At 69.0% G+C, this 24,088-nt stretch carries 20 protein-coding genes; 13 read left to right on the top strand and 7 right to left on the bottom strand.

The features are described from left to right. The first annotated feature begins 17 nt into the window (after nt 1-17). Entirely contained in the window at nt 18-1,409 is a 1,392-nt protein-coding gene (gene cysS / locus MHN80_RS05350; protein ID WP_064569543.1) for a cysteine--tRNA ligase, read from the top strand. Further along, nucleotides 1,409-2,359, top strand: coding sequence for a 23S rRNA (guanosine(2251)-2'-O)-methyltransferase RlmB (gene rlmB / locus MHN80_RS05345; RefSeq protein WP_239400023.1), 951 nt, complete (start codon nt 1,409-1,411; stop codon nt 2,357-2,359). Before cysS ends, rlmB begins: the two co-directional genes overlap by 1 nt. A 16-nt stretch (nt 2,360-2,375) precedes the next feature. Here the strand turns inward: rlmB and MHN80_RS05340 are convergent, their stop codons facing one another. Beyond that, nucleotides 2,376-3,134, bottom strand: a complete 759-nt coding sequence (locus MHN80_RS05340; protein ID WP_239400021.1) for a LamB/YcsF family protein — start codon at nt 3,132-3,134, stop codon at nt 2,376-2,378. Between the two features lie 101 nt (nt 3,135-3,235). Here MHN80_RS05340 and MHN80_RS05335 point away from each other — a divergent pair, with 101 nt between their 5' ends. Continuing rightward, nucleotides 3,236-4,783: a carboxylesterase/lipase family protein gene (locus MHN80_RS05335; RefSeq protein ID WP_101820093.1), complete on the top strand. Its 1,548-nt coding sequence runs from the start codon at nt 3,236-3,238 to the stop codon at nt 4,781-4,783. Nucleotides 4,784-4,786: 3 nt separating this feature from the next. On the opposite strand, the gene MHN80_RS05330 is transcribed toward MHN80_RS05335, so the two are convergent. Further along, nucleotides 4,787-5,590, bottom strand: a complete 804-nt coding sequence (locus MHN80_RS05330; RefSeq protein WP_239400019.1) for an alpha/beta fold hydrolase — start codon at nt 5,588-5,590, stop codon at nt 4,787-4,789. A gap of 245 nt (nt 5,591-5,835) precedes the next feature. Between MHN80_RS05330 and MHN80_RS05325 the strand changes: the two genes are divergently transcribed. Genes MHN80_RS05325 through MHN80_RS05310 form a run of 4 tightly spaced genes read left to right on the top strand, consistent with a single transcriptional unit; the run spans nt 5,836 to nt 12,627 of the window. Further along, the gene (locus tag MHN80_RS05325; RefSeq protein ID WP_239400017.1) at nt 5,836-7,797 is read left to right on the top strand and encodes a cellulose biosynthesis cyclic di-GMP-binding regulatory protein BcsB; all 1,962 of its coding nucleotides are present in this window, start codon (nt 5,836-5,838) and stop codon (nt 7,795-7,797) included. A gap of 5 nt (nt 7,798-7,802) precedes the next feature. After that, complete coding sequence (locus MHN80_RS05320; protein ID WP_239400015.1) at nt 7,803-9,410, top strand: hypothetical protein; 1,608 nt, start codon at nt 7,803-7,805, stop codon at nt 9,408-9,410. Next, nucleotides 9,407-10,975, top strand: coding sequence for a glycosyltransferase (locus MHN80_RS05315; protein WP_004020887.1), 1,569 nt, complete (start codon nt 9,407-9,409; stop codon nt 10,973-10,975). Before MHN80_RS05320 ends, MHN80_RS05315 begins: the two co-directional genes overlap by 4 nt. After that, nucleotides 10,972-12,627: a glycosyltransferase family 39 protein gene (locus tag MHN80_RS05310; protein WP_239400013.1), complete on the top strand. Its 1,656-nt coding sequence runs from the start codon at nt 10,972-10,974 to the stop codon at nt 12,625-12,627. Before MHN80_RS05315 ends, MHN80_RS05310 begins: the two co-directional genes overlap by 4 nt. A gap of 12 nt (nt 12,628-12,639) precedes the next feature. Here the strand turns inward: MHN80_RS05310 and MHN80_RS05305 are convergent, their stop codons facing one another. Further along, the gene (locus MHN80_RS05305; protein ID WP_239400011.1) at nt 12,640-13,788 is read right to left on the bottom strand and encodes a beta-mannosidase; all 1,149 of its coding nucleotides are present in this window, start codon (nt 13,786-13,788) and stop codon (nt 12,640-12,642) included. A 13-nt stretch (nt 13,789-13,801) separates the two neighbouring features. Here MHN80_RS05305 and MHN80_RS05300 point away from each other — a divergent pair, with 13 nt between their 5' ends. Next, nucleotides 13,802-14,347 carry a DUF2599 domain-containing protein gene (locus tag MHN80_RS05300; protein ID WP_239400009.1) on the top strand — a complete coding sequence of 182 codons (546 nt, stop codon included), beginning with the start codon at nt 13,802-13,804 and terminating at the stop codon, nt 14,345-14,347. Nucleotides 14,348-14,374: 27 nt separating this feature from the next. Here MHN80_RS05300 and MHN80_RS05295 read toward each other — a convergent pair whose 3' ends face one another. Genes MHN80_RS05295 through MHN80_RS05285 form a run of 3 tightly spaced genes read right to left on the bottom strand, consistent with a single transcriptional unit; the run spans nt 14,375 to nt 17,081 of the window. Beyond that, the gene (locus MHN80_RS05295) at nt 14,375-15,244 is read right to left on the bottom strand and encodes a metal ABC transporter permease (RefSeq protein ID WP_239400007.1); all 870 of its coding nucleotides are present in this window, start codon (nt 15,242-15,244) and stop codon (nt 14,375-14,377) included. After that, nucleotides 15,241-16,098, bottom strand: a complete 858-nt coding sequence (locus MHN80_RS05290) for a metal ABC transporter ATP-binding protein (RefSeq protein ID WP_239400005.1) — start codon at nt 16,096-16,098, stop codon at nt 15,241-15,243. The genes MHN80_RS05295 and MHN80_RS05290 overlap by 4 nt, the downstream gene beginning before the upstream one ends. Continuing rightward, a complete protein-coding gene (locus MHN80_RS05285; protein ID WP_239400003.1) occupies nt 16,095-17,081 on the bottom strand; it encodes a metal ABC transporter solute-binding protein, Zn/Mn family in 987 nt (328 codons plus the stop codon). The genes MHN80_RS05290 and MHN80_RS05285 overlap by 4 nt, the downstream gene beginning before the upstream one ends. A gap of 127 nt (nt 17,082-17,208) precedes the next feature. Between MHN80_RS05285 and mshA the strand changes: the two genes are divergently transcribed. From mshA to MHN80_RS05260, 5 genes are all read left to right on the top strand, one after another. Next, entirely contained in the window at nt 17,209-18,558 is a 1,350-nt protein-coding gene (gene mshA / locus MHN80_RS05280) for a D-inositol-3-phosphate glycosyltransferase (RefSeq protein ID WP_101820229.1), read from the top strand. Nucleotides 18,559-18,579: 21 nt separating this feature from the next. After that, nucleotides 18,580-19,194, top strand: a complete 615-nt coding sequence (locus MHN80_RS05275; protein WP_004020514.1) for a YbjN domain-containing protein — start codon at nt 18,580-18,582, stop codon at nt 19,192-19,194. An 81-nt stretch (nt 19,195-19,275) separates the two neighbouring features. Continuing rightward, nucleotides 19,276-20,883: a 4-coumarate--CoA ligase family protein gene (locus MHN80_RS05270; protein WP_239400001.1), complete on the top strand. Its 1,608-nt coding sequence runs from the start codon at nt 19,276-19,278 to the stop codon at nt 20,881-20,883. Nucleotides 20,884-20,972: 89 nt separating this feature from the next. Further along, nucleotides 20,973-21,377 carry a YciI family protein gene (locus MHN80_RS05265; RefSeq protein WP_239399999.1) on the top strand — a complete coding sequence of 135 codons (405 nt, stop codon included), beginning with the start codon at nt 20,973-20,975 and terminating at the stop codon, nt 21,375-21,377. Nucleotides 21,378-21,391: 14 nt separating this feature from the next. Further along, a complete protein-coding gene (locus tag MHN80_RS05260; RefSeq protein ID WP_239400334.1) occupies nt 21,392-22,546 on the top strand; it encodes an RNA polymerase sigma factor in 1,155 nt (384 codons plus the stop codon). Between the two features lie 43 nt (nt 22,547-22,589). On the opposite strand, the gene MHN80_RS05255 is transcribed toward MHN80_RS05260, so the two are convergent. After that, nucleotides 22,590-24,038 carry an APC family permease gene (locus MHN80_RS05255; RefSeq protein WP_239399997.1) on the bottom strand — a complete coding sequence of 483 codons (1,449 nt, stop codon included), beginning with the start codon at nt 24,036-24,038 and terminating at the stop codon, nt 22,590-22,592. Nucleotides 24,039-24,088: the final 50 nt, after the last annotated feature.

The following is a 24,088-nucleotide window of genomic DNA, read 5'->3' as shown; positions in this document are numbered from 1 at the left end:
CGGTAGGATTGCCGGTCGTGACCCTGCGCCTGTATGACACCGATTCCCGAGAGGTGCGCGACTTCGTGCCGCTGCACCCAGGCCAGGCGTCGGTGTACCTGTGCGGGGCGACGGTGCAGGGTGTGCCGCACATCGGTCACGTGCGCAGCGGCATCGCCTTCGACATCCTCCGACGCTGGCTGACCCACAAGGGGCTCGACGTCCTGTTCGTCCGCAACGTCACCGACATCGACGACAAGATCCTCCGCAAGGCCGCGGACGCCGGCCGGCCCTGGTGGGAGTGGGCCGCGACGCACGAGCGCGCCTTCGACGACGCCTACCGTGCGCTGGGTGTGCTGGCCCCGTCGGCGGAACCCCGCGCGACCGGCTTCGTCACCCAGATGGTCGAGTACATGGAACGGCTCATCGAGCGTGGGCACGCCTACGTCGCCGACGGCAACGTGTATTTCGACGTCCAGAGCCTGCCGGACTACGGCTCGCTGTCCGGGCACCGGCTCGACGACGTGCACCAGGGCGAGAGCGCGGGAACCGGCAAGCGTGACCCTCGCGACTTCACCCTGTGGAAGGCGGCCAAGCCCGACGAGCCGTCCTGGCCGACACCGTGGGGGCCCGGCCGGCCCGGCTGGCACCTCGAGTGTTCGGCGATGGCCACCTCGCTTCTCGGTGCGGAGTTCGACATCCACTGCGGGGGTATGGATCTCATCTTCCCGCATCACGAGAACGAGATCGCGCAGGCGCATGGTGCGGGAGATCCGTTCGCGCGCTACTGGTTACACAACGGCTGGGTGACCATGGGCGGCGAGAAGATGAGCAAGTCGCTGGGCAACGTGGTGTCGATCCCCGCGATGCTGCAGCGTGTCCGGGCCGTCGAACTGCGGTACTACCTCGGCAGCGCGCACTACCGCTCCATGCTGGAGTACTCGCCGGGTGCGCTCACCGAGGCGGCCGCCGGTTACCGACGCGTCGAGTCGTTCGTGGAACGGGTGGGCGCGCGTGCGGGCGAGGTGGTCGTCGGGGACGTCGATCCCGAGTTCGCCGCCGCACTCGACGACGATCTGGGCGTCCCGGCAGCACTCGCGGTCGTGCACAACGTGGTTCGGCAGGGCAACACCGCGCTCGAGTCCGGCGACGGCGCCGGCGCGCTCGCGGCGGCCTCCGCGGTGCGCGCGATGATGGGCATCCTGGGCGTCGACCCCCTCGACGATCGGTGGGCGGGGGCGGCCGACGAGTCGGCGGCCACCTCGGCGCTCGACGTCCTGGTGCGTGCGGAATTACAGCGGCGGGCAGACGCGCGCGCCGCCAAGGACTGGGCGACCGCGGATGCGGTGCGGGATCGACTGGCCGAGGCCGGCATCGAGGTCACCGACACCCCCGACGGTGCGCAATGGGCTCTGAAGGGTGAGGCGTGATGGCAGGCAATTCCAAGCGTAAGGGCGCGATCCGCAAGGACGGCACCAAGAAGGGGCAGACCGTCGGTTCGGGCGGCCAGCGCCGCCGCGGACTCGAGGCTCGCGGTGCGACGCCGAAAGCCGTTGACCGGCCGTATCATCCGGCCCACAAGCGGGCGAAGGCGGCGTCGAAGTCGGCGGCCGGCCGCAGTGGGGCACGGGCGCGGGACGAGGGCCCGGAGTACGTCCTGGGTCGCAATCCGGTCGTGGAGTGCCTCCGGGCGGGTGTGCCGGCCACCGCGCTGTACATCGCCACCAACGCCGAACCCGACGAGCGGGTCGCCGAGGCGGTCAAGATCGCCGGCGACTCGGCGATCTCCATCCTCGAGGTCGGCAAGCCCGAACTGGACCGCCTGTCCATCAACGGGATGCACCAGGGGATCGCCCTGCAGGTGCCGGAGTACCAGTACACCCATCCCGACGACCTGATGGCCGAGGCCAAGGCGAGCGGCACGCCGCCGCTGCTGGTCGCCCTCGACAACATCACCGACCCGCGCAACCTGGGCGCGGTCATCCGGTCGGTCGCGGCCTTCGGCGGACACGGCGTGGTGATCCCGGCGCGTCGCAGCGCGAGCGTGACGGCGGTCGCGTGGCGGACCAGCGCCGGTGCCGCGGCACGTCTACCCGTCGCCCGCGCCACCAACCTGACACGGACGCTGAAGGACTGGGCCGACGCCGGTGCGCAGCTCGTCGGCCTCGACGCGGACGGCGACGTCACGCTCGACGACTACGACGGCAGTGGCCCCACCGTGATCGTGGTGGGGTCGGAGGGCAAGGGGTTGTCCCGCCTCGTCCGCGAGAGCTGCGACTCGATCCTGTCCATCCCGATGGCCGGTGACGTCGAGAGTCTGAACGCCTCGGTCGCCGCGGGTGTGGTTCTCGCCGAGTTCGCGCGCCAGCGACGCCGGTAGCAGCGCCCCCGGCCGGTCAGGCCGGCGTGGTGCCGATCTCGATCCCGGCCGCAGTGAGGGCGGCGCGCACCGCCTGTGCGTGTTCGACAGCGCCCGGGGTGTCGCCGTGCAGACAGACCGACGCGGCGTCCACGTCGATCAGCGTGCCGTCGATCGCGCCGATCCGGCCGGTCGTGACGAGTTCGACCACCCGGCGGGCGATCTCGTCGCTGTCGGAGAGCACGGCACCCCGGGTTCCGCGTGGTACGAGAGTGCCCTCCGGGGTGTAGGCGCGGTCGGCGAACGCCTCGGTGATCGTGTCGAGGCCGGCACGTCGGGCCCGTGCGAGCACCTCCGATCCGGGTAGTCCCATGACGGCCAGCCGGGCGTCGACGCCGGCGACCGCCGTGACCACGGCGTCGGCCTGCTGCGCGTGGTGGACGACCGTGTTGTACAGCGCGCCGTGCGGTTTCACGTAGGTCACGGCGCCTCCCACCGAGCGGGCGAGCGCGTCGAGCGCACCGATCTGGTAGACGAGATCGGCGATGAGATCGGAGGTCGTCATCTCCATGAACCGCCGCCCGAAGCCGCTGCGGTCGGGGTAGGACACCTGGGCGCCGATCCGGACCCCCGCGGCGACCGCGGCCCGGCAGGTGGCGAGCAGGTCGGCCGGGGTGCCGGCGTGGAAGCCGCACGCCACGTTGGCGCTGGTGACGATGCCGAGCATCGCCGCGTCGTCGCCGACGCCCTCGCCGAGGTCGGCATTCAGGTCGATGCGCGCCGCGGCGGAACCCATGAGGGCATTTTAGGGGGTGCGTCGGCGGCCCGGGCCGGCCCGCCGACGGTTGTCCACGCGACCCGGTGGACGGAGTCCCCGTTTCGTCTACGGTGGGGGGTATGGCATTACTCGACAGTAAGGTGACCACCCGCAACGGCGTGGTCGAGGGCGCCCGGGGGAAACGGCTGCGCAAGGGGACCATCAGCTGGCGAGGCATCCCGTTCGCAGCACCGCCGGTGGCTCACCGCCGGTTCCGTGCACCGGAGCCCGCACACGACTGGCCCGGTGTCCGCGACTGCACCAAGGTGGCCAAGGCGGCCATCCAGGAGAAGCGGTTCACCGCCATCGCGCCGGGCAGGTTCGCGCCGATGGCCGAGGACTGCCTGACGCTGAACATCTACTCGCCCGAGACCGCGTCGTCGACGCCGCGGCCCGTGATGGTGTTCATCCACGGCGGCGCATTCATCCTCGGCACGGCGGCCACCCCGCTCTACGACGGCGCCTTCCTCGCCCGTTCCCAGGACGTCGTCGTGGTGACGATCCAGTACCGATTCGGTCCGTTCGGCTTCCTCGATCTCGCCCAGTTCGCCACCGACGACCGACCGTTCGACTCCAACGTCGGCCTCCGCGACCAGATCGCGGCACTGCAGTGGGTCCAGGACAACATCGAGGCCTTCGGCGGCGACGCCGGAAACGTCACCATCTTCGGCGAGAGCGCCGGGGGAACGTCGGTGCTGTCCCTGCTGTCGGCACCGTCGACGACCGGGCTGTACCACCACGCGATCGCGCAGAGCCCCGCTCCGGAGCTGATCGTCGAACAGGACGCCGCGACGATCTACGCGGACGAATTCGTCCGCCTGTTGCGGGACCCGGAACGACGTGCGACCTCGCTCGAGCGCGATGAACCGCCGGTCGACACCGTCCACGCGCAACGCCTGCTCACCTCGCCCAATCCGGCCCTGCTGCTGGCGGCGGGAAACCGGCTGATGCGATTCGCCGCCAAGACCGCCGGCGGTGCGATCCCGTTCGCGCCCGTGGTCGACGGTGATCTGCTGCCACGGTCGCCGCTGGCCGCCGCCGCGTCCGGGCTGACCCAGCCGGTACCGCTCGTGATCGGCAGCAACCGCGACGAGGGCAAGCTGTTCGCCAAACTGTGGAACGTCCTGCCCGACGCCGAACGCACGCTGATGCGGGTCGAAGACGACGAGGTTCGGCGCGAGATCGCCTCGCACTACGAGGACGGCGACCGCGACCGCATCCGGCTGGCCGGCGACTCGATCTTCTGGGCGCCGATGAGCGCCTTCGCCGACGGACACAGCACGGTGGCCCCGACCTACGTGTACCGCTACGACTATCAGACGAAGGTGCTGGAGGCCACGGGCTTCGGCGCCACGCACGCCACCGAGCTGTTCAGCGTCTTCGGCGCATACCGGGCGCCGATGGGGGCGGGTCTGGCCCTCGCGGACTGGCCCGCCACCGGGCGGGTCACGAAGAACGTCCAGACGCGGTGGGGCGGATTCGCCCGCACCGGCGATCCGGGGTTCGGCTGGCCCGCCTACACCACGACCGACCGCAAGGTCCTCGTCCTCGACGACCCCGACCACGTCGAGGCCGACCCGGACACCCTGCGCCGCCAGGCGTGGTACCGCGTGCACTCGCCGGCCTGAGGGTCACCCGAACTCCCACACCGACGGCGGGTCGGCGGCGAGGAACGACAGGACGAGCGGGTTGAACAGCTCCGGTGACTCCACCGGCAGGATGTGGGTGCCCGGGATGACCGCCAGCCGTCCGCGCGGCAACGTCCGGGCGAGTTCCAGCGCGTGTTCGAGGCGGACGAGACCGCGGTCGGCGACCACCACGAGCGTGGGCACCTCGACCCCCGCAAACCCGGCGACGTCACATTCCGGTTCTGTCGTCAGCATCCGGGCCGCCTTGTCGAAGACCGTGTCGAAGTGCTCGGGACCGTCGGGTGAGGTGGTGTCGTAGTAGATCCGCAGGTAGTCCATCGTGACCGGATCTCGCCGCGTGACCTGGTCGATGAAGGCGTCGGCGGTCCGGCCTGCGGCGTTGAGGTAGCCACCGACGACGACCAGCCGCGCGACCAGGTCCGGCCGCTCGCGGGCGACGAGCAACGCGACCGCGGCGCCGTCGGCCCATCCCACCAGATGAGCCGGTCGGCCCACGACACTCTCGAGATAGACGATCGTGCGTTCGACGATCCGCTCGATGCTGAAGTCGCCCGGGAGGTCGGGGCTGTGACCGTGACCGGGCCGTTCGGGCACGAACAACTGCCGGCCGGCGTCGAGGAACGCGGGGATCTGGGTTCCCCACGAGGACGCCGAGGCGAACAGGCCGTGGAGCAGCACCGTCGGCGGGCCATACGCCTCGCCCGCCGTGAAGTGCCAGATGGTCGCGTCGGCGATGTCGACGTAGACGCCGCCGTCGACGTGTTCGCCGGCGTGAACCTGTCGCATCGCGCTCCCTCGAGTTCGCCGGACACCTCGACCTGCAGGACATGGTCCCAGAGTCGGGTGGCGGTTCGTGGCGTCGTTCCCGAATCGACATGGCATCGATCCACCGGATGCACCCACCGGTCCGAGCGCGCGACGTGGGGATCGGGAGCGCGGTCGCGCGAAAATATGTGCCACCACGTTCGGTGCGATAGGTTCTTACGGGGTGGAACTGGGTCGGGCAACGGGGGTCACTCGGAGGGTGACATATGCACGTGTCCTGGAGATTCCGCGCGCGCGGGCACTCGGCGCGACGTCGCGGGCCGGCGGTACTGCTGGCCGGCCTGTTGCTGGCCGGTGTCGCATCGGTGGGGGCGTGGACGGCGCCGCAGGCCGATGCGGCGCCCGGTGATCCGCCTGCGCCGCTGAGCCTTCGGGATCTCGGCTCGTCGTCGACCATCGCGTTCCCCGGTCAGCAGGGCGAGGTGAGCCTGTCGCTGGCCGTCCCGCCGAATCTGACGCCGACCGAGTTGCGTGGTGTCACGCAGTATCCCGCGTTCGTCACCGGTGGGAACATCGACGTGCTGCAGGACGACCGGTTGATCTCCCGAACACCGATCAATCCGACTGTGAACTCGCCGATCTCGCTGTCGTTGCGCGGAGTGCGCGTGGAGCGCAACGCCGCTGACATCGTGCTACGGACCTATCTGCGCACCGCGGGCTCATGCCTGTTCGATCCCGACTCGGGCCTGCGCATCCAGAACGCCACGGTCACCTACGGCGGCCGGGAGGCCGAGCCGAACAGCGTCGCCGAGTTCCTGCCGCCGGTCCTGCGCAAGCTGACCATCTTCGTGCCCGCCGACGTCCGGCCCGCCGAGGGCGCGGCCGCGGTCTCGCTCGCCACCGCGGTGGTCGCGAATTACGGTGCGGCGACGGTGGAGATCGAGACCGGCTCGCTGCCCCGCGGTGTCGCCGCACCCACCGAGGAGATCGAGCCGCTCGAACGACAGGTGGTCATCAACTCGGATCTCCCCGACGGCCTGAGCCTGGGCCCGGGTGCCGGCTGGCCGGTGTTGCGTATCGGCGGCAACGAGGACGAACTCGCCACCCAGGTCGACTTCCTCACCTCCGATCTGTCGTCGATCGCCGTCAGCTCCGCGGCGGTCGCCGGACCGCCCTTTGCCGCACCGCAACTCGCGCCCGAGGTGACCACACTGGCCGAACTGGGCGTCGGAGACCAGCGCGTCTCCGCGACGGGCTGGCCGACCATCTCGTTCGGGATCGACCAGACCCGCCTGGGACGGCCGTCCAAGAACATCCGGATGCAGTTGAAGGGCACCTACACACCGATGGGTGGTCAGATCGCGGTGTCGATCGGTGACCGGGTGATCGCGTCCTGGCCCGCGGATGCCTCCGGCAGCTATGACGCATGGGTCGACGTACCCGCCGACCTGCTGACGCGGTACACCGAGGTCACCGTCACCTACAACCACGGCGACGTCGGCGAACAATGCGGAACGGGAGTGCGTAGCTCGCTGAGCCTGGATTCCTCCGGCGAGGTGCGATCCGAGGTCGCCGACCCGCCGACGCCGTCCGGTTTCGCGTCGCTGCCGCAGGCCCTGATGCCGCGCAACTCGCTGGCCTGGACGACCGGTGACGTCGATGACGTGGCCCGCGCCGTGGCGCTCATGTCCGGCCTGCAGCGACTGTCGGCGGTGCGCCTCGGCGTCGACGTGGTGCCGCTCGACGACGCGATGTCCTCGTCCGCGCCGGCCGTCGTCATCGCGGCCGACGGCGAGGGACTGCCCGACCTCTCGCTCCCGGTGACCGCCGACGGCGGCACGGTCTCGGTGCTCAATCCCGACGGTCAGCGCGCCGAGGTCCTGCTCTCGCCGACCGTGCGTTTCGGCTCACTACAGGTGGCGCGCGACGCCGGACGTACCGTCCTCGTCGCGACCTCGACCCGGGACGCCGCCGACCTCGATGCCCTGCTCGACTGGCTGGCCGCCGACCCCGATCGCTGGCCGTCACTGAACGGGGACGCCCTCCTGCAGGTGTCCGGTCAGGAACCGGTCCTGGTGGTCGACGACAACGCGCAGGACTCGGAATCATCGGCAGGCGGCACGTCGTGGGTGGCGTTCGCCGTGGTCGGGGTGGGCATCGTGGTGGTGGCCGCCGTCGCCGCGACGTTGGTCCTGCGCCGCCGCCGGCACCGGACCGCCGAGGGCTGATCGGCGTGCCCGAGGCGTCTGCGACGACCACGGCCCAGCCCCCGGACGCGGTCCCGGCCGCGGGACCGGGTGCGTCGGCGAGGGCGGTCGACGCGATCGTCGGAGTCCTCACCCGACGCAAACCGGAGACGCCGAATCAGGTGTTCGTCGACCACCCGGAGTATCTGGTCGCTGCCAGATGGCTGTTCCTGATCGGGTGCACGGTACTCGGATTCTGGAACACCATCATCGCGGTCGTCGACGAACTGATGGCGCAGACGCTGATCCTCTACGTCCCGGTGCTGATCGTCCTGTCCCTCGTGGCCGTCATCGGCGTGTCGTGGCGCGACGTCGACGAACTGCCGATCTACGACCGGCAGACCGACGTCATCGTGGGCATCGTGGTGCTGATCCTGGCGCTGGCGATGAAGTACCTGGTCAATCCACGCTATGCGCGCGCGTACCTCACGACCCACATGGACCTGCTGGCCCTGTGGCTGTTCGTCCTCGGCGCCGCGATCTTGCTGTTCGGACTGCGGCCGGTGGGACGCTACCGGTGGGCGTGGCTGCTGCTCCTGCTCATCTTTCCGCCCCCGGTCCGCGCGGTGGTGCTGCTGCTGGGCGGCACGTCGCTCGCCGCCGGTTTCGTCGTGGTCCTGATGGCGGTTGCCGCCACCGCCATCGCCGTGGGCCGGACATGGCAGCGCAAAGTACTGGCTGCGCTGCTGGCCGGCGCCGTCGGCCTGGTCGCGCTGTTCCTGTTCGACGCGCTCGGCGCACCCCGCAGCGTCGTGGTGCCGTTGCCCGCGCTGATCGCGGCGTTCGCGACGTCGGTGTTCATGCTCGTCGACTATCGGCGCCGCGGCGGGCAGAAGTGGTCTCCACCGGTGGCCGGGCAGATCACCCCACCCAAGGTCGCGTTCGTGGGTCGTCCCGGCCTGGTGGTGCTGCTCGCGGCGATCCTGTTGGCCCTCAACCCGGTTCCGCCGGTCGGGAGCAACTACCAGAGCAACCGGTATGCGCAGCTGGGCATCGGATCTCCGCTCGTGGTCCCGGCGGGGTGGCGCCAGGAGTCCTTCGGCGTCTACGGCTGGGTGTCGCGACTGTACGGCCCGGGCTCCGTGCTGATCCGGCAGGTCCTGGTGCAGACCCGTGGCGACCGGGCGTACGACAAGTTCGCCCGCCCCCGACGTGTCGTGGTCGACAGCGTCGACAGTCGTCGACCACTGGTTCTCGACGTCTACCAGGACATCTTCCGATACGACCTCTCCGAGGATCGGACCAGCATCCCGATCGAGGTGGAGCTGTCCAACGGGGTGCGCGGAAGGCTGTGGAGCATCGTCGACGACAAGCGCTATCTCACGTACACGGTGGTGTCGTGGCGGTGGAACAACGGCAACCGAACGCAGCAGATCATGTTGTGGGCGGTCGACAACCACGAACCGGAAGCCTATTTCCCGGAGCCGCGCATCACGATCCTGGCAAACATGAACTCGCTGATGACCATCTTGCTGCGCGGCGACTCGGTGCTGCTGGACACCGACCCTCAGCTGAAGGACCGGGCGCTGCTCGTCGGACTCGGCGGCGCGCTCATCCGGGCCCAACTCGGCGCCGGCCAGGGGGGCGCCTCGTGACCATCGAGGAGGCGGGTTCACGCGATGCCGACGCCGACGCACCGGGAGTCGCACGCAGTACGCGACCGACGCGGCCGGTGCCCGAGTTGCTCGCCGACCCGGTCTATCGCGCTCAGGCCCTCGAAGACGCCGTCAACCGGTTGCGCAACGCCGACGAGGACATGTCGGCGTCGGTGGCCTTCAGCCGGATTCAGAAGATCATCGGATTCACACTGCTCGGCATCATCGCGGTTGCGATGGTGCTCGAGCCGGTCGGGACGTGCGCGACCCTCGTGTCGATCGCGACCGTCGGATACGTGGTCACCCTCGCCGACCGCCTGGTGATCTTCCGGCGCGGACTGGTCAACGGCGCCATCCGGGTCTCCGACGACGAAGCCCGTTCCATCCCCGACGACGAGCTGCCCGCCTACACCGTCTTCGTCCCGGCCTACGGCGAACCCGAGGTGGTCGGCCAGCTGGTGGCCGCGATGGAGACGATCGAGTATCCGCGGGACAAGTTGCAGGTCCTGTTGCTCCTCGAGGAGGACGACGAGCCGACGATCGAAGCGGCACGCGGGGTGGAGGACAACGGGATAGTCACCGTCGTCCTGACACCACCGGCCCAACCCCGGACGAAGCCGAAGGCCTGCAACTACGGCATGCACTTCGCAACCGGCGACATCGTCACCATCTTCGACGCCGAGGACAAACCGGACCCACTGCAGTTGCGTCGGGCGGTCTACGTACTCAACAACTCCGGTGACGACTCGGTGGTCTGCGTCCAGGGAAAGCTGAGCTTCCACAACGTTCGCGACAACATGCTGACCGAGTGGTTCACCGCCGACTACGGGATCTGGTTCGGCTTCCTGTTGCCGGGCATGATGGTCAGCCGGGCGCCGATCCCCCTGGGCGGCACGTCCAATCACTTCCGGCGGGATGTCCTCGACACGATCGGCGCCTGGGATCCGTACAACGTGACCGAGGACGCCGATCTCGGTGTCCGCATCGCCGACCACGGCTACCGCACCCTCGTGCTCGACTCGGTCACGATGGAGGAGGCGAATGTCGACGCCATCAACTGGATTCGTCAGCGCTCCCGTTGGTACAAGGGCTACATGCAGACGTGGCTCGTCCACATGCGTCATCCGGTCAAGCTGTGGCACATCCTCGGACCCGTCGCCTTCGTGCGGTTCACCCTGCTGATCGCCGGCACACCCGTCATCGCCTGTCTCAACATGGTGTTCTGGCTCATCCTGGCGCTGTGGATCGGCGGCCAACCGCCGGTCGTCGCCGAGCTGTTCCCCGGGCCGATCTACTATCTGGCGCTCATCTCGATGCTCCTGGGCAACGGGGCGGCGATCTACATGAACCTCATCGCGATCCGGGAGGACGACCGGAGCGAACTCCTGCTCTCGGCGCTGCTCATCCCGGCGTACTGGGTGATGATGAGCGTCGCCGCCATCAAGGGTATGTGGCAGATCCTGGTGAATCCGTCTTACTGGGAGAAGACCTTTCACGGTCTGTCGACCAGCAGCGCGGCGGAGCCGGCGGACGATGACCCCCAGAAGACCGGAGAGGCCACGTGACCCGCCGCGTCCCGCCCGGGGTGCTCATCTTCCTCGCGACGTGGATTCCGTACCTCGTGATCGGGGTCTACCTCGCCAGCGAGGTGCAGCTGTTCTTCGGCGACGCGCTGTCGCGCGTCCAGTCGGCACAGAGCGTGTTGTTCAGCCGGACACCGCATCTCGCCGCGATCGGTTTCATCTTCACCCCGCTCACCGCGATCGTCCAGCTGCCGCTGACCGCGCTGACTCCGTGGATCCCCGAGATGACGACGCAGGCGCTCTCGGCGGTGATCATGTCCTCGGCCTTCATGGCGGGTTCGGTGGTCCAGGTGTCGGGGATCGCGCGTGATGCTGGCCTGAGACCCCTTGTCGCAGGCACGTTCACGGTGTTCTACGCCATCAACCCGATGATCGTCCTCTACGCCGCCAACGGGATGAGCGAGGCGCCCTACCTGTTCTTCCTGGCCTGGGCGTCGCGTCGCCTGATCCGCTGGGTGTCCTCCGACGACGTCCACGAACTCGTGGTCGCCGGTATCGCACTCGGGCTGTCCTACCTCACCCGCTACGACGGCGGTGCCGCCGCACTGGCCGCGGCCTTCGTCGTCGGCTGGGTGACCTATCGGCGGCACGACCACCGAAAACGGGTGCCGCGCACGCTGCTCGACATCACGTTGGTCGTGGCGCCGAGCGCGCTCGCCTTCCTGGCATGGGCTGCGGCGGGATGGCTCATCACCGGAGACGCCTTCGCCCAGTTCACCTCCGAGTACGGCAACGCCGCGATCATCGCGCAATCCGGCGGCAGCGGGTCGTCGACGACCGGCGATGCGGTCAGGTTCTCGCTGATGGAGATGTTCCTCCTCGCGCCCCTGCTGCCCGTCCTGATCCTCGGGCTGATCGGGGTGCGCGCGCGACGCCACCGCCTCGCCCCGTTGTTGCCGACCCTGCTGATCCTGGCGGTTCTCGCGTTCCAGGTCTTCGGTTACTCGCGTGGCTCGACCTTCGGCTTCCTGCGCTTCTACATGACGGTCATCCTGCTCGCGGCGGTGGTCGCGCTCTTGTCCGTGCCACTACGGCGTCAGGTCCCGATGCGTCGCGAAGGGGCGCACGCCGAACTCCTGCCGGCGCGACCGTACGCCTCGCGGTGGGGATACAAGATCGCCGCCACGGTGGTGATCGTGGTGGTGGCCACCGCGATCCCGGTCACCGCCATCGGGATGACCTCGCCGAAGTACGCGCCGCAGGAGTTCGCTCTCGGCTCGGTGGTCGACCCGCAGCCGGAGTCGGTGGACCAGAAGTACCTCGACGAACAGCGGATCGTGCGGTCCTTCTCCACCGAGCGTGCGCTGGCGCAGTATCTCGACGATCTGGATCTGCCGGACGGCGCCGTCCTGTGCGACACCGTGTACGGCTTCGCGGTGGTGGTCCAGTCCACCCGGCCGCGCCAGTTCGTCATCCCGTCGGACAGTGACTTCACCCAGTTGCTCAACGACCCGGTCGGCGGCGGAGTGCGCTACCTCCTGACCGTTCCCCGGGAGGGGCGAGGTCTCGCCGACGCCATCAACGAGCGCTATCCGACCGTCTACGAGAACGGTGCCCAGATCGCCGTGCTCGAACTCGAGGCCCGCAATCAGGGTGCGGACCTGCCGGACTGGCGCCTGTACCGGCTCGTGTGACGCCAGTCCCGGTCAGGAGGCGTTCTCGCGCACCACGTTCCATGCCGGGTCGTTCGGTCCGATGTCGTAGGTGCATTCCGTCCCGCGCGGATCCGGCACGAAGGACCACAGCAGTGCGCCGGCGACCCCGGCGGCGCGGTGTCGCGCGATGATGGTCTCGAACTGCTGGGCCCGGCTCGCGACGGAGCCACATGAGCCGGCGTGGATCCCGATCTCGTTGACCACGAGTGGTTTACCGAGTTCGCGAGCCTGTTCCAGTCGTGCGCGCAGATTGCTGCCCGCGGGCCCCGATTCGGGATCGACGTCGGAACGGTAGTCGTGGAAGTCGAGCACGTCCAGACCGGCCGAGCGCCCGACCGCGGTGAACCCGGGGCCCGCGAGACCGCACTGGTCGCCGCCCACCAGACCCGAGAAGATCGGGCGGTCCGCGTCGAAGTCGCGGAGGTGGGCACCGGCCTGGTCGAAGAACGATCTCAGCACGGCCGTGGCGTCGGCAGGGCAGGTGCGGTAGCGCCAGTCGCAGGAGGTGGCGCCGCATTCGCTGGCCTCGGGTTCCCCGACCAGTTCCCAGCCGGCGATCGACGGCTCGTCGTGCCACCGCGTCACCGCGATCTCGATCCACTCCGCGTAGGACAATCCGCCGACCCGCTCGTCGGTGCGCCAGCCGTCGACGTAGAAGTCGCGCTCCTTGAACCGCTCGTCCTCACAGTCGCCCGACCCGCCGGTGAGCACCGGCAGCACCATCTGCCGGTGCCGGGCCGCGGCCGCGAAGACGCGGTCGATCGGACCGAAGTCGAGCAGTCCGCTGCGCTTGTCGACGGCGAACACCGAGTACAGGTTGAAGCGGGTGAGTGCTCGGGGCGGGAGTTTGGCGAAGTATCCGTCCGCGTCGACCTGGGCGCCGCAACCGCGGTTGACCGACCAGTCGGTGCTGAGCTGGTAGGCGTTGAAACCGGCGGGCCACCACGGCTTCCCGTCGAGCATCAGACCGTCCGGGGTGGCCGAGGCCCGGTGCGACTGGGTCGACCGGGGAGGTCCCGGATCGGGTGTGCGCGCACACCCGGCAAGGCACAGCAGGGCGACGACGATCGCGGTCAGCAGCACCGCGAGCGCCCGCTTCGTCGTGCGTCGGTGGACCACAAGGAGCAGGCTACCCGTCACCTAAGGTGTCGGTATGTCGACCGGGTTTCACAGGGCGGGTACGGGAGTGGCGGGCGCAGCGCCCAGGTCGTGGCGGGCCGCCGCCGGCGCGCTGGCCGTCGTCGCGGTCCTGTCGGCCTGCGGCACCGACGCCGCCGAGTCCGGACCGCAGGGGACGAGCACGGCCGGCGCGAGCACGACGAGTCCGTCGCCCACCCCGTATTCCTCGGGCCCGTACTCGCCCACCGAGAGCGCGCCGGCGATCGTCTACCGCCCGCCTTACATCGAGCGAACCGAATGGACCGACACCGCAGTCGGCCCGAGCCTCTCGGTGTTCCCCACGAACTCGGGGCGTTACACCACCGAGCCCGGCGCGATGACCGCGGCGTGGGCGGAGGTCGTCGCGCTCGATCCCACCGCCGACACCCCCGGCATGCAGGCCCAATTCGACTGCCACTGGCGGTTCGCGCGCCTCGTCGAACCGGAAAAGCCCAGCTGGAACCTGGAACCCGGCCGCCCCGTCGTCGCCGAGGAGGACATGGTCGGCGCCGGTTGCAATCCCGGCTTCGCCGAGGAGTGACTCAGCGCGTGCGATGCACGCCGTGACTCAGCGCGTGCGATGCACGCGGCGGTTGCCGATGATCCGGCACACGACGTAGATCGCGAACGAGATGATCGTGACGAACACCGACACCGGCAGTTTGGGGGCCAGCGACATCAGCAACCCGCCCACCGCCGCGACTTCGGCGAACACGACCGACAGCACCAGCGTGCGCGTCGGATTCGACGTGACGCGCGCGGCCGCGGCGCCGGGGGTGATCATCAGCGACATCACCAGCAGCGCGCCGATGATCTGCACGCCCTGTGCGGCCGCGAGGCCCATGATGATCGCGAACACCACGGACAGCGTCCGGATGGGTACGCCCTGCGCCTGTGCGACACGGGGGTCGGTCGAGGCGAACAGCAGCGGCCGGTAGATCACGGCCAGCACGACGACGACGATGCCGGTCGTGATGGCGATCGCGACGAGGCCGTTGATGCCCACGCTGACGACCTGCCCGGTCAGCAATGCGAAGCCGGTGCCGATCCGGCCGTACAGGGCCAGGAACAGCACCCCGATGCCGAGGCCGAACGCCATGACGACGCCGATCACCGAGTCGCGCTCCCGCGCCTTGTTGCCGAGGAAGCCGAACACCGCCGCGGCGATGACCGCACCGATGACACCGCCGAGGTTCACGCTGAACCCGATCAGCAGGGCCGCCGCGGCGCCGGTCACCGACAGCTCGCTGGCGCCGTGCACCGCGAACGACATCTGCCGCGCGACGATCAGGGGACCCAGCAGGCCACCGAGGAGGCCGAGCAGCACCATCGCGAGCAGCGCCTGCTGCATGAAGTCGTAACCCAGCAGGTCGACGGTGGTGGAGAAGTCCCAGAGGTCGCTCAACGAGCGATCCGCGGCGGTGTAGGTGATGCTCACGCCGGACCGCCCGAGCGCGCGATACCCGAACCCGTCTCCGCGGCACAGTGATGGGCGTCCTCGCCGCCGATCACGACGAGGCGGCCGTTGACACGGAGCACCTCGACATCGCTGCCGTAGAGCTCGCTCAGTGTCTCCGTCGTCATCACCTCGTGCGGCTCGCCGATGCGGAACCGGCCGTCGACCAGGTACAGGACGCGGTCGACGTAGGGGAGGATCGGGTTGATCTCGTGGGTCACGAAGACCACGGCCGTCCCCGCCTCCCGGCGCCGGCGGTCGATGAGTTCGACGACCACCTGCTGGTTGGTGGGGTCGAGGCTGGCGAGCGGTTCGTCGCAGAGAAGCAGTCCGGGATCGCTCACCACCGCCTGCGCGACCCGCAGCCGCTGCTGCTCACCGCCGGAGAGGACGCCGAGCGGCGCATCGGCGTACGGCAGCGCATCCACCGCGCGCAGAGCGCGGTCGACGAGTTCGCGTCGACGCGACCGTCCGCGCAGACCCACACCCCAGCGACCACCGTCGACTCCGAACCCGACGAGGTCGCGCCCGCGGATGGCCATCGGGTCGGCGTCGTCCTCGGCGTGCTGCTGCGGGATGTAGCCGACCGCGTCGGTGGTGGTGACATTGCCGCGGTCGAGCGCGTACTGGCGCAGCAGGACCCGCAGGAACGAGGTCTTTCCCGAACCGTTCGGCCCCAGGACCGCGATGAATTCGCCGGGCTCGATGGTCAGGTTCAGGTCGTCCCAGAGGATCCGGTCGCCGAACGCGAGTCGGGCGCCGGTGAACGCGACAACGGGCCGGCTGCCCGTCTGCGATCCACCCCGGTCGGCGTCATCGTGGTCTGCCCCGATCAATTGGAACCGGAACCCAGTGCCGCGGTGAGCGCGTCGATCTGGGCGCCCTGCCAGACGAGGTAGTCCGAGACGCCGTCGGGAAGGGTCTCGGTGAACTTCACGACCGGGACGCCCACCGAACCCGCGACGTCGAGCATCGCCTGCGTCACCGGATCCACGGCCTGGGTGTTGTAGATGAGCACCTTCGCGCGGCGGTCGGCGAGGATGTCCTGGAGGGCCGCGCGGTCCGCGGCCGCGGGCGACTGGCCCTCTTCCACGGCCTGGGTGAAACCGGCCGGCGCGATGTCGACGAGTCCGGCCTCGGTCAGCATGTAACCCGCGAGCGGCTCGGTCTGCGCGACCTCGGTGCCCGCATGCTGCTCGCGGATCGTGGTGAGCTTCGCCCGCAGGCCGTCGATGCCCGTGGTGAAGGTCTCGGCGTTGGCGCGATAGGTCTCCGCGTTGGCCGGGTCCTGCTCGGCCAGGGCGTCGGCCACCTTGTCGGCCACCTGGGCGACGACCGGCAGGTCGTAGAAGACGTGCTCGTTCTGGTCGTCGTGCGAGTGGTCGTGGGCGCCGTCGGAGTGGGCACCGTCGGAGTGGTCACCTTCGGAGTGGTCACCTTCGGCGTGGTCGGCCTCGGCGTGCTCGTCGCCCCCGAGCAGGGCGAACGCGTCGACCGCGGTCGCGTCGGAGTTGGCCGCGGCCTCTTCCATGTAGGAGTCGTAGTGGCCGCCGTTGAACACGAGGATGTCGGCGTCGGCGATGGTCGCGGTGTCGGCGGCGGACGGCTCGAACTCATGGGGGTCGCCGTCTGCGTTGTTGTACAGCGCCGTGACCTGGGCCTTGTCCCCGGCGACGGCCGTCGCCACCGAGCCCCACACGTTCGTGGAGGCGACGACGGTCGGCGGGCCGTCGGACCCGCCGGAATCGCTTGAGCAGGCGGACAGCACCAGGGCGGCGGCAGACAGCACGCCGGCCGCGGCCAGCAGGGATTTCTTCATCGACAACCTTTACGCAAATGACAATCGTTACCGAAAACAGTCTAGGTGATCGCGCCGGCGGGCGTGCAGGGTGTCCGCGCGCCGGGGGACGCGTCACCCGATGCGGCGTTTCTCTATGGTGGAGACCATGACCTCCAGCCCGTTCCCGCGGCGTGTCGCGCTGATTTCCGTGCACACCTCGCCGCTGGCGCAACCGGGTACCGGGGACGCGGGGGGAATGAACGTCTACGTGTGGCAGACGGCGACCCGGCTGGCCCGTCGAGGGGTCGAGGTCGAGATCTTCACGCGCGCGACGTCCTCGGCCGACGCACCGTCGGTCGCCGCCGCGCCGGGGGTCACGGTGCGCAATGTGGTCGCCGGACCGTTCGAGGGCCTCGACAAGCGCGACCTGCCCGCCCAGCTGTGCGCGTTCACAGCCGGGGTGCTCCGCGCCGAGGCGGCCCAGGCGCCCGGCCACTACGACGTGATCCACTCGCACTACTGGCTCTCCGGCCAGGTGGGCTGGCTCGCCCGCGACCGGTGGGGGGTTCCACTGGTACACACCGCGCACACCCTCGCCGCGGTCAAGAACGCGTCATTGGCCGAGGGCGACACGGCCGAGCCCCAGCTCCGCGTGATCGGGGAGCAGCAGGTCGTCGGCGAGGCCGATCGGCTGGTCGCGAACACGCAGACCGAGGCGGCCGAACTGCTCTCGATGTACGGCGCCGCCGCCGACCGCATCGATGTCGTGACTCCGGGCGCCGATCTGGACTGCTACACACCGGGATCCGCCTCGGCGGCGCGCGCGGCACTCGGCCTCGATCCCGACGAGATGATCGTGACGTTCGTCGGGCGCATCCAGCCGCTCAAGGCCCCGGATCTCCTCGTGGCCGCTGCCGCGCCGCTCATCCGCGAGTCCGCCGAGTCCGGCCGAAAGCTGCGACTGCTCATCGTCGGCGGCCCCTCGGGGTCGGGCCTGCAACGACCCACCGCACTGATGGACCAGGTCGCCGAACTCGGCATCGCCGATGCGGTGACCTTCCTGCCACCGCAGCCGGCGGATCGTCTGGTGCAGGTCTACCGGGCGTCGGATGTCGTTGCGGTGCCGAGTCATTCGGAGAGCTTCGGGCTGGTCGCGATCGAGGCGCAGGCATGCGGGACGCCCGTCATCGCCGCGAATGTCGGTGGTCTCGGCGTGGCCGTCGACGACGGCCGGACCGGCGTCCTCGTCAACGGGCACGGGGTCGGCGACTGGACGAACGCGCTCGAGAAACTCCTCGCGCAACCCGAACGTCTCGTCGAGCTCGGCCACAACGCCCGTTCCCACGCCGAGCAGTTCTCGTGGGAACACACGGTGGATCAGCTGCTGGAGAGTTATGGCCGCGCCATGCGGTCCTTCGCCGCCCACCGGAGTCCGGAGTCGCCCGACCCGTCGGCGACGGCTGCGGCTCGCGTCCGACGCCGCTGGCGGCGCCGGCGCAACCGGGTGACCGTCTGAATTCACCGAAGAGAGGATGCCGTGAGCCGCACCGAGGTCGTCGACCTGCTCGAGAAGACGCTGGGCGAGAACGAGATCGCCTTCACACGCAAGAGCGGCGGCGGCGCCGACGTCGACCATGTGGTCGTCGAGTTGCCCGGCGAACGCAAACTCAAGACCACCGTGCTGCTGACGGCGAGCGAGCACGGTGTCCGAGTGGAGGCCTTCGTCTGTCGTCGGCCCGACGAGAACCACGCCGGGGTCTACAAACACCTGCTGAAGCGCAATCGCCGGCTGTACGGCGTCGCCTACACCATCGACAACACCGGTGACATCTACCTGGTGGGTCGGATCTCCGCCGATGCGTTGAGTTCCGGCGAGGTCGATCGCATTCTGGGTCAGGTCCTCGAGGCCGCCGACGGCGACTTCAACACCCTGCTCGAACTCGGCTTCCTCACCTCGATCAGGCGCGAGTGGGCGTGGCGGGTGTCGCGCGGTGAGTCCCTGCGCAACCTGCTCGCGTTCGAGCACCTGATCGACAAGGAATCCCTGCCGGAGGCCGGGGCGCCGCTGGAAGGCCGCTACGTGCCCGGCGAGTCGGTCGTCGAGGGTGCAGACCAGGCGACTGACGTCGGGTCGAAATCGGACGAATCGTAGACTCGTCGCGAGAGGTCCACGTCACATCGTGTCAATAGTCGTTGATACGATGCGGGCGAGAAATTCCCCAATGGAGGTGTCATGAGCTTCACGAGTCCGTTCCCTGACGTCGAGATCCCCGATGTGAGCGTGTTCGAGTTCCTGTTCGGTGCGGTGGCCGAGGAGGATCTGGGACGCACCGCTCTGGTCGATCCGAAGTCGGGGGCGACGACGACGTATGCGCAGTTGATCTCGCAGATCGATGCGGCGGCGGGTGCGTTGGCGTCGCGGGGGATCGGTGTGGGTGATGTGGTGGGCATCCTGTCGCCCAACATCCCGGCGTTCGCGACGGTCTTCCACGGCATCTTGCGGGCCGGCGGCACCGCGACGACGATCAACGCGCTGTTCACCGGGCCCGAGATCGCCAAGCAGCTGCGGGATTCGGGCGCGAAGATGCTGGTGACGATCTCGCCGATGCTGGAGCAGGCCAAGGCCGCCGCCGCCGAGGTCGGGCTGGCGGATGCGGATCTGATCGTCCTCGACGGCGAGGGTCAGGACGCCTCGGGGCATCCGAACGCCGCCGATCTGTTGGGGGCGGGACTGTCCGCGCCGGAGGTGTCGTTCGATCCGTCGACGCATGTGGCGGTGCTGCCGTATTCGTCGGGGACGACCGGCAACCCGAAGGGTGTGGCGCTCTCGCACCGCAACCTCGTCGCCAACGTCGCCCAGATCCGTCCGCTGCAGGGCATGGGCGCCGACGACGTGGTGATCGCGGTGCTGCCGTTCTTCCACATCTATGGCATGACGGTGCTGCTCAACGCCGCCCTCTACAACCGGGCGTCGCTGGTGATCATGCCGCGCTTCGATCTGGTCGAGTTCCTGGAGAACATCCAGAACCACAAGGTGACGATGGCCTACATCGCCCCGCCGGTGGCGGTGGCGCTGGCAAAGCACCCGATCATCGACAACTACGACCTGTCCTCGCTGCACACGATGATGTCGGGTGCCGCACCGCTGGATGACGAGCTGGGTCAGGCGGTGGCCAAGCGTCTGGACCTGCACATGCTGCAGGGCTACGGCATGAGCGAGTTGTCACCGGTCAGCCACATCATCCCGGCCGACACCCCGGGTCTGCTGGGGCAGCAGGATCCGCCGCTGTCCTCCACGGGCTGGGCGGTGCCGAACTCGGAGAACAAGATCGTCGACCCGGCCTCGGGCGCGGAGATCGAGCTGCCGAGCGAAGGGCTGTCCGAACCCGGCGAGCTGTGGGTGAAGGGCCCCAACGTGATGCTGGGTTACCTCAACAACGAGCAGGCGACCGCCGACACCATCGACGCCGACGGCTACCTGCACACCGGTGACATGGCGCAGGTCGATCCGACGGGATGTGTGTACATCGTCGATCGGCTCAAGGAGCTGATCAAGTACAAGGGCTACCAGGTGCCGCCGGCCGAGCTCGAGGCGCTGCTGCTGACCAACGACAAGATCGCCGACGCCGCGGTCATCGGCGTCATCGAGCCGGAGTCCGGTGAGGAGATCCCGAAGGCGTTCGTGGTGCGTCAGCCCGATGCCGACATCTCCGCCGAGGAGGTCATCGAGTTCGTGGCGTCGAAGGTCGCCCCGCACAAGAAGGTTCGTGCGGTGGAGTTCATCGAGACGATCCCGAAGTCGGCCTCGGGCAAGATCCTGCGCAAGGACCTCCGGAAGTAATCTCCGCCGGGGTGTCGAGAATGCGGTGCCTGCTCCGTCCCAGGGGTACGAGCGGCCGAGAACGGCCGCACACATCGTGAGGAGACACCATGAAGTACCTGCTGCTCAAGCACTATCGCGGCGCCCCGGCACCGGAGGTCGACGTTCCGATGGATCAGTGGACCCCCGACGAGGTCGACGCGCACATGCGCTACATGTCCGACTTCGCCTCGAAGCTCGAGGGAACAGGTGAGTTCGTCGACGCCCAGGCGCTCGCACCCACTGGAGCATTCGTCCGTTCCGACGGTGTGGGCCGGCCGCCCGTCACCGACGGTCCGTTCGCCGAGACCAAGGACCTGATCGCGGGCTGGATGATCATCGACGTCGAGTCCTGGGACCGAGCCGTCGAGCTCGCGGGGGAACTGTCGGCCGCCCCGGGTAAGGACGGTGAGCCGATTCACGAATGGCTCGAGGTGCGTCCGTTCCTCACCGCGCCGCCGACCGTCACCGAGTGACCGGGTCCCCGGCGGTGGATGATTCCCGGTTGCGAACCCTGGTTCCCGAGGTCATCGGAGTCCTCGTCCGACGCGGAGCGGACTTCGCGTCGGCCGAGGACGCCGTCCAGGATGCGCTGGTCACGGCGCTGCAAACCTGGCCCGACGACCCGCCCCGGGACCAGAAGGCGTGGCTCGTCGCGGTGGCCTGGCGCAAATTCCTGGACAGCGCGCGGGCCGCGTCGTCCCGCCGGGACCGGGAGTCGCAAACGTCAGATGAGCCCCGGGGCGAGGTGTCCTCGTCGGACGATACGCTCGCCCTCTTCTTCCTCTGCGCGAATCCCCGGTTGTCGTCGAACGCTGCTGTGGCACTGACACTGCGCGCGGTCGGCGGCTTGACCACCCGGCAGATCGCCGAAGCGCACCTCGTGCCCGAAGCGACGATGGCGCAGCGGATCAGCCGTGCCAAACGGACCGTCGCGGGGATCCCACTCGACCGGCCCGGCGACCTCGGCACCGTGCTACGCGTTCTCTATCTCGTCTTCAACGAGGGGTACGGCGGCGACGTCGATCTCGCCGCCGAGGCAATCCGCCTCACCCGCCAGTTGGCCTCGCTCACCGATGAACCCGAGGTGGGCGGTCTGCTCGCGTTGATGCTGATCCACCACGCCCGGCGTCCGTCGCGGACCGGGCCCGGCGGGCAGCTGGTCCCGCTCGCCGGGCAGGACCGGTCGCGGTGGGACACCACGCTGATCGCGGCGGGCGTCGAGATCTTGCAGGATGCGCTGGGCCGTGATCGATTGGGCGAATACCAGGCTCAGGCCGCGATTGCCGCTTTACACGCCGACGCACGGACATTCGACGAGACCGACTGGCTTCAGATCGTCGAGTGGTACGACGAACTGTTGCGCCTCACTGACAGCCCGGTGGTGCGTCTCAACCGGGCGGTCGCAGTGGGACACGCCGACGGACCCGCGGCAGGTCTCGCAGCCCTGGCCGATGTGCCGGACGGGATACCACGCCGAGATGCGGTGTCGGCTCACTTGCACGAGCGTGCCGGTGACCCCGTCCTCGCTGCCGACCTGTACGCGCGGGCGTCGCGGGCCGCCACGAGTGCGGCCGAGCGCGATCACCTCACACGAGAAGCCGCCCGTGTGACGGACGGGTTCGATCAGCCGAAATCCGTATGACGGTGTGCCCGGAATCCGGGCACACCGTCATACTTGTCTGTGCTCAGGGGATCTCGTGCGGCGGGATGTCGTCATACGCCGAGGTGGCTGCGGTCCCCGAGCGCTTGTTCCACCAGTAGGTGAGGGCCCACAGGACGATGCCGAGGAGCAGCAGCCAGCCGGCGACGACGTACTGCTCGGGGTCACGTCCGGTGATCGGCAACGTCAGGTAGCCGCAGGTGACCGCGCCGAGGACCGCGATGGGTGTGTAGGTGCGGAAGTGCTTGTGCCCCACCTTGTCCTTGCGCAGCACCAGAACCGACACGTTGACGACGGTGAACACCGCGAGCAGCAACAGTGCGGTGGTGCCGCCGAGCAGGCCGACGATCGAACCCTCGGGATCGGCGCTGACGTAGGTGAGCAGGCACAGCGCGATGACGGTGGTGAAGACGATGGCGGCGAAGGGCGTCCGGCGCCCCGGGTGCACATAGGCGAGGAACTTCGGGAGCACGCCCTGCTTGGCCATGCCGTACAGCAACCGGCTGGCCATCATCATGTTGATGAGCGCGGTGTTGGCGACGGCGAACATCGAGATCCAGGGGAGCAGGTCCGACATCGGGAAGTCCGGGGCCGCGGTCTGCACGACGTCGACCAGCGGGGTCTCGCTCTCGGCGAGGACGCCGACCGGGACGATCGCCACGGCGCAGATCGCGATGAGCACGTAGACGACCGCGGTGATGCCGAGGCCGCTCAGCATGACCTTCGGGAAGATCCGGGTGGGTTCCTTGCACTCCTCGGCCATGTTCACCGAGTCCTCGAACCCGACCAGGGCGAAGAACGCCAGGGACGTCGCCGCGGTGACCGCGATGAAGACGTTCTTGTCGTCGGGACTCTCGAAGGCCACCACCGCATCCCAGTGATCGGCGTTGCCGCCCACGATGAACCAGTAGCCGATGAACAGCACCAGGAGCAGGCCGGTCAGCTCGACGAGGGTCAGGACCACGTTGGTGCCCACACCTTCGGCGACGCCGCGGAAGTTGATGAACATGACCAACAGCAGGAATCCGATGGCGATGGCGAACAGTGCCGGACTCGTGGCATCGGGTTTGTCGCCGCTGAAGGCGGCCAGCATGTTCACCGCGAACGCGCGGGACGCGGTGGTCGCCGACGTGATGCCCGAACACATGACGGTGAACAGCACGATGAACGTGATGAAGTGGACGCCGAATGCCTTGTGCACGTACAGCGCGGCGCCGGCGGCCTGGGGATACTTCGTCACCAGCTCCAGGTAGGAGAACGCCGTCAGCGTCGCCACCGCGAAGGCGATCAGGAACGGCAACCAGGCCGCGCCGCCGACCTCGCCGGCGACCTGACCGGTGAGCGCGTAGACGCCGGTGCCCAGGATGTCGCCGATGATGAACAGCAACAACAGCTTCCAGCCCAACACGCGTTTGAGCTCGGGCTGCTTCTCCGCATTCTGGCCGGTCGCGCCGGCGTCTGTACTGGCTGTCATGCGCTCACGCTAGACCTGCCCTGGTCCGTTCGCGCGGCGAATCGACGGGT

It is taken from the genome of Gordonia sp. McavH-238-E (genome assembly GCF_022348225.1).
GTDB lineage: Bacteria > Actinomycetota > Actinomycetes > Mycobacteriales > Mycobacteriaceae > Gordonia > Gordonia terrae.
The sequence above is the reverse complement of the archived record's forward strand: the minus strand, read 5'-3'. Positions and strand labels throughout refer to the sequence as shown.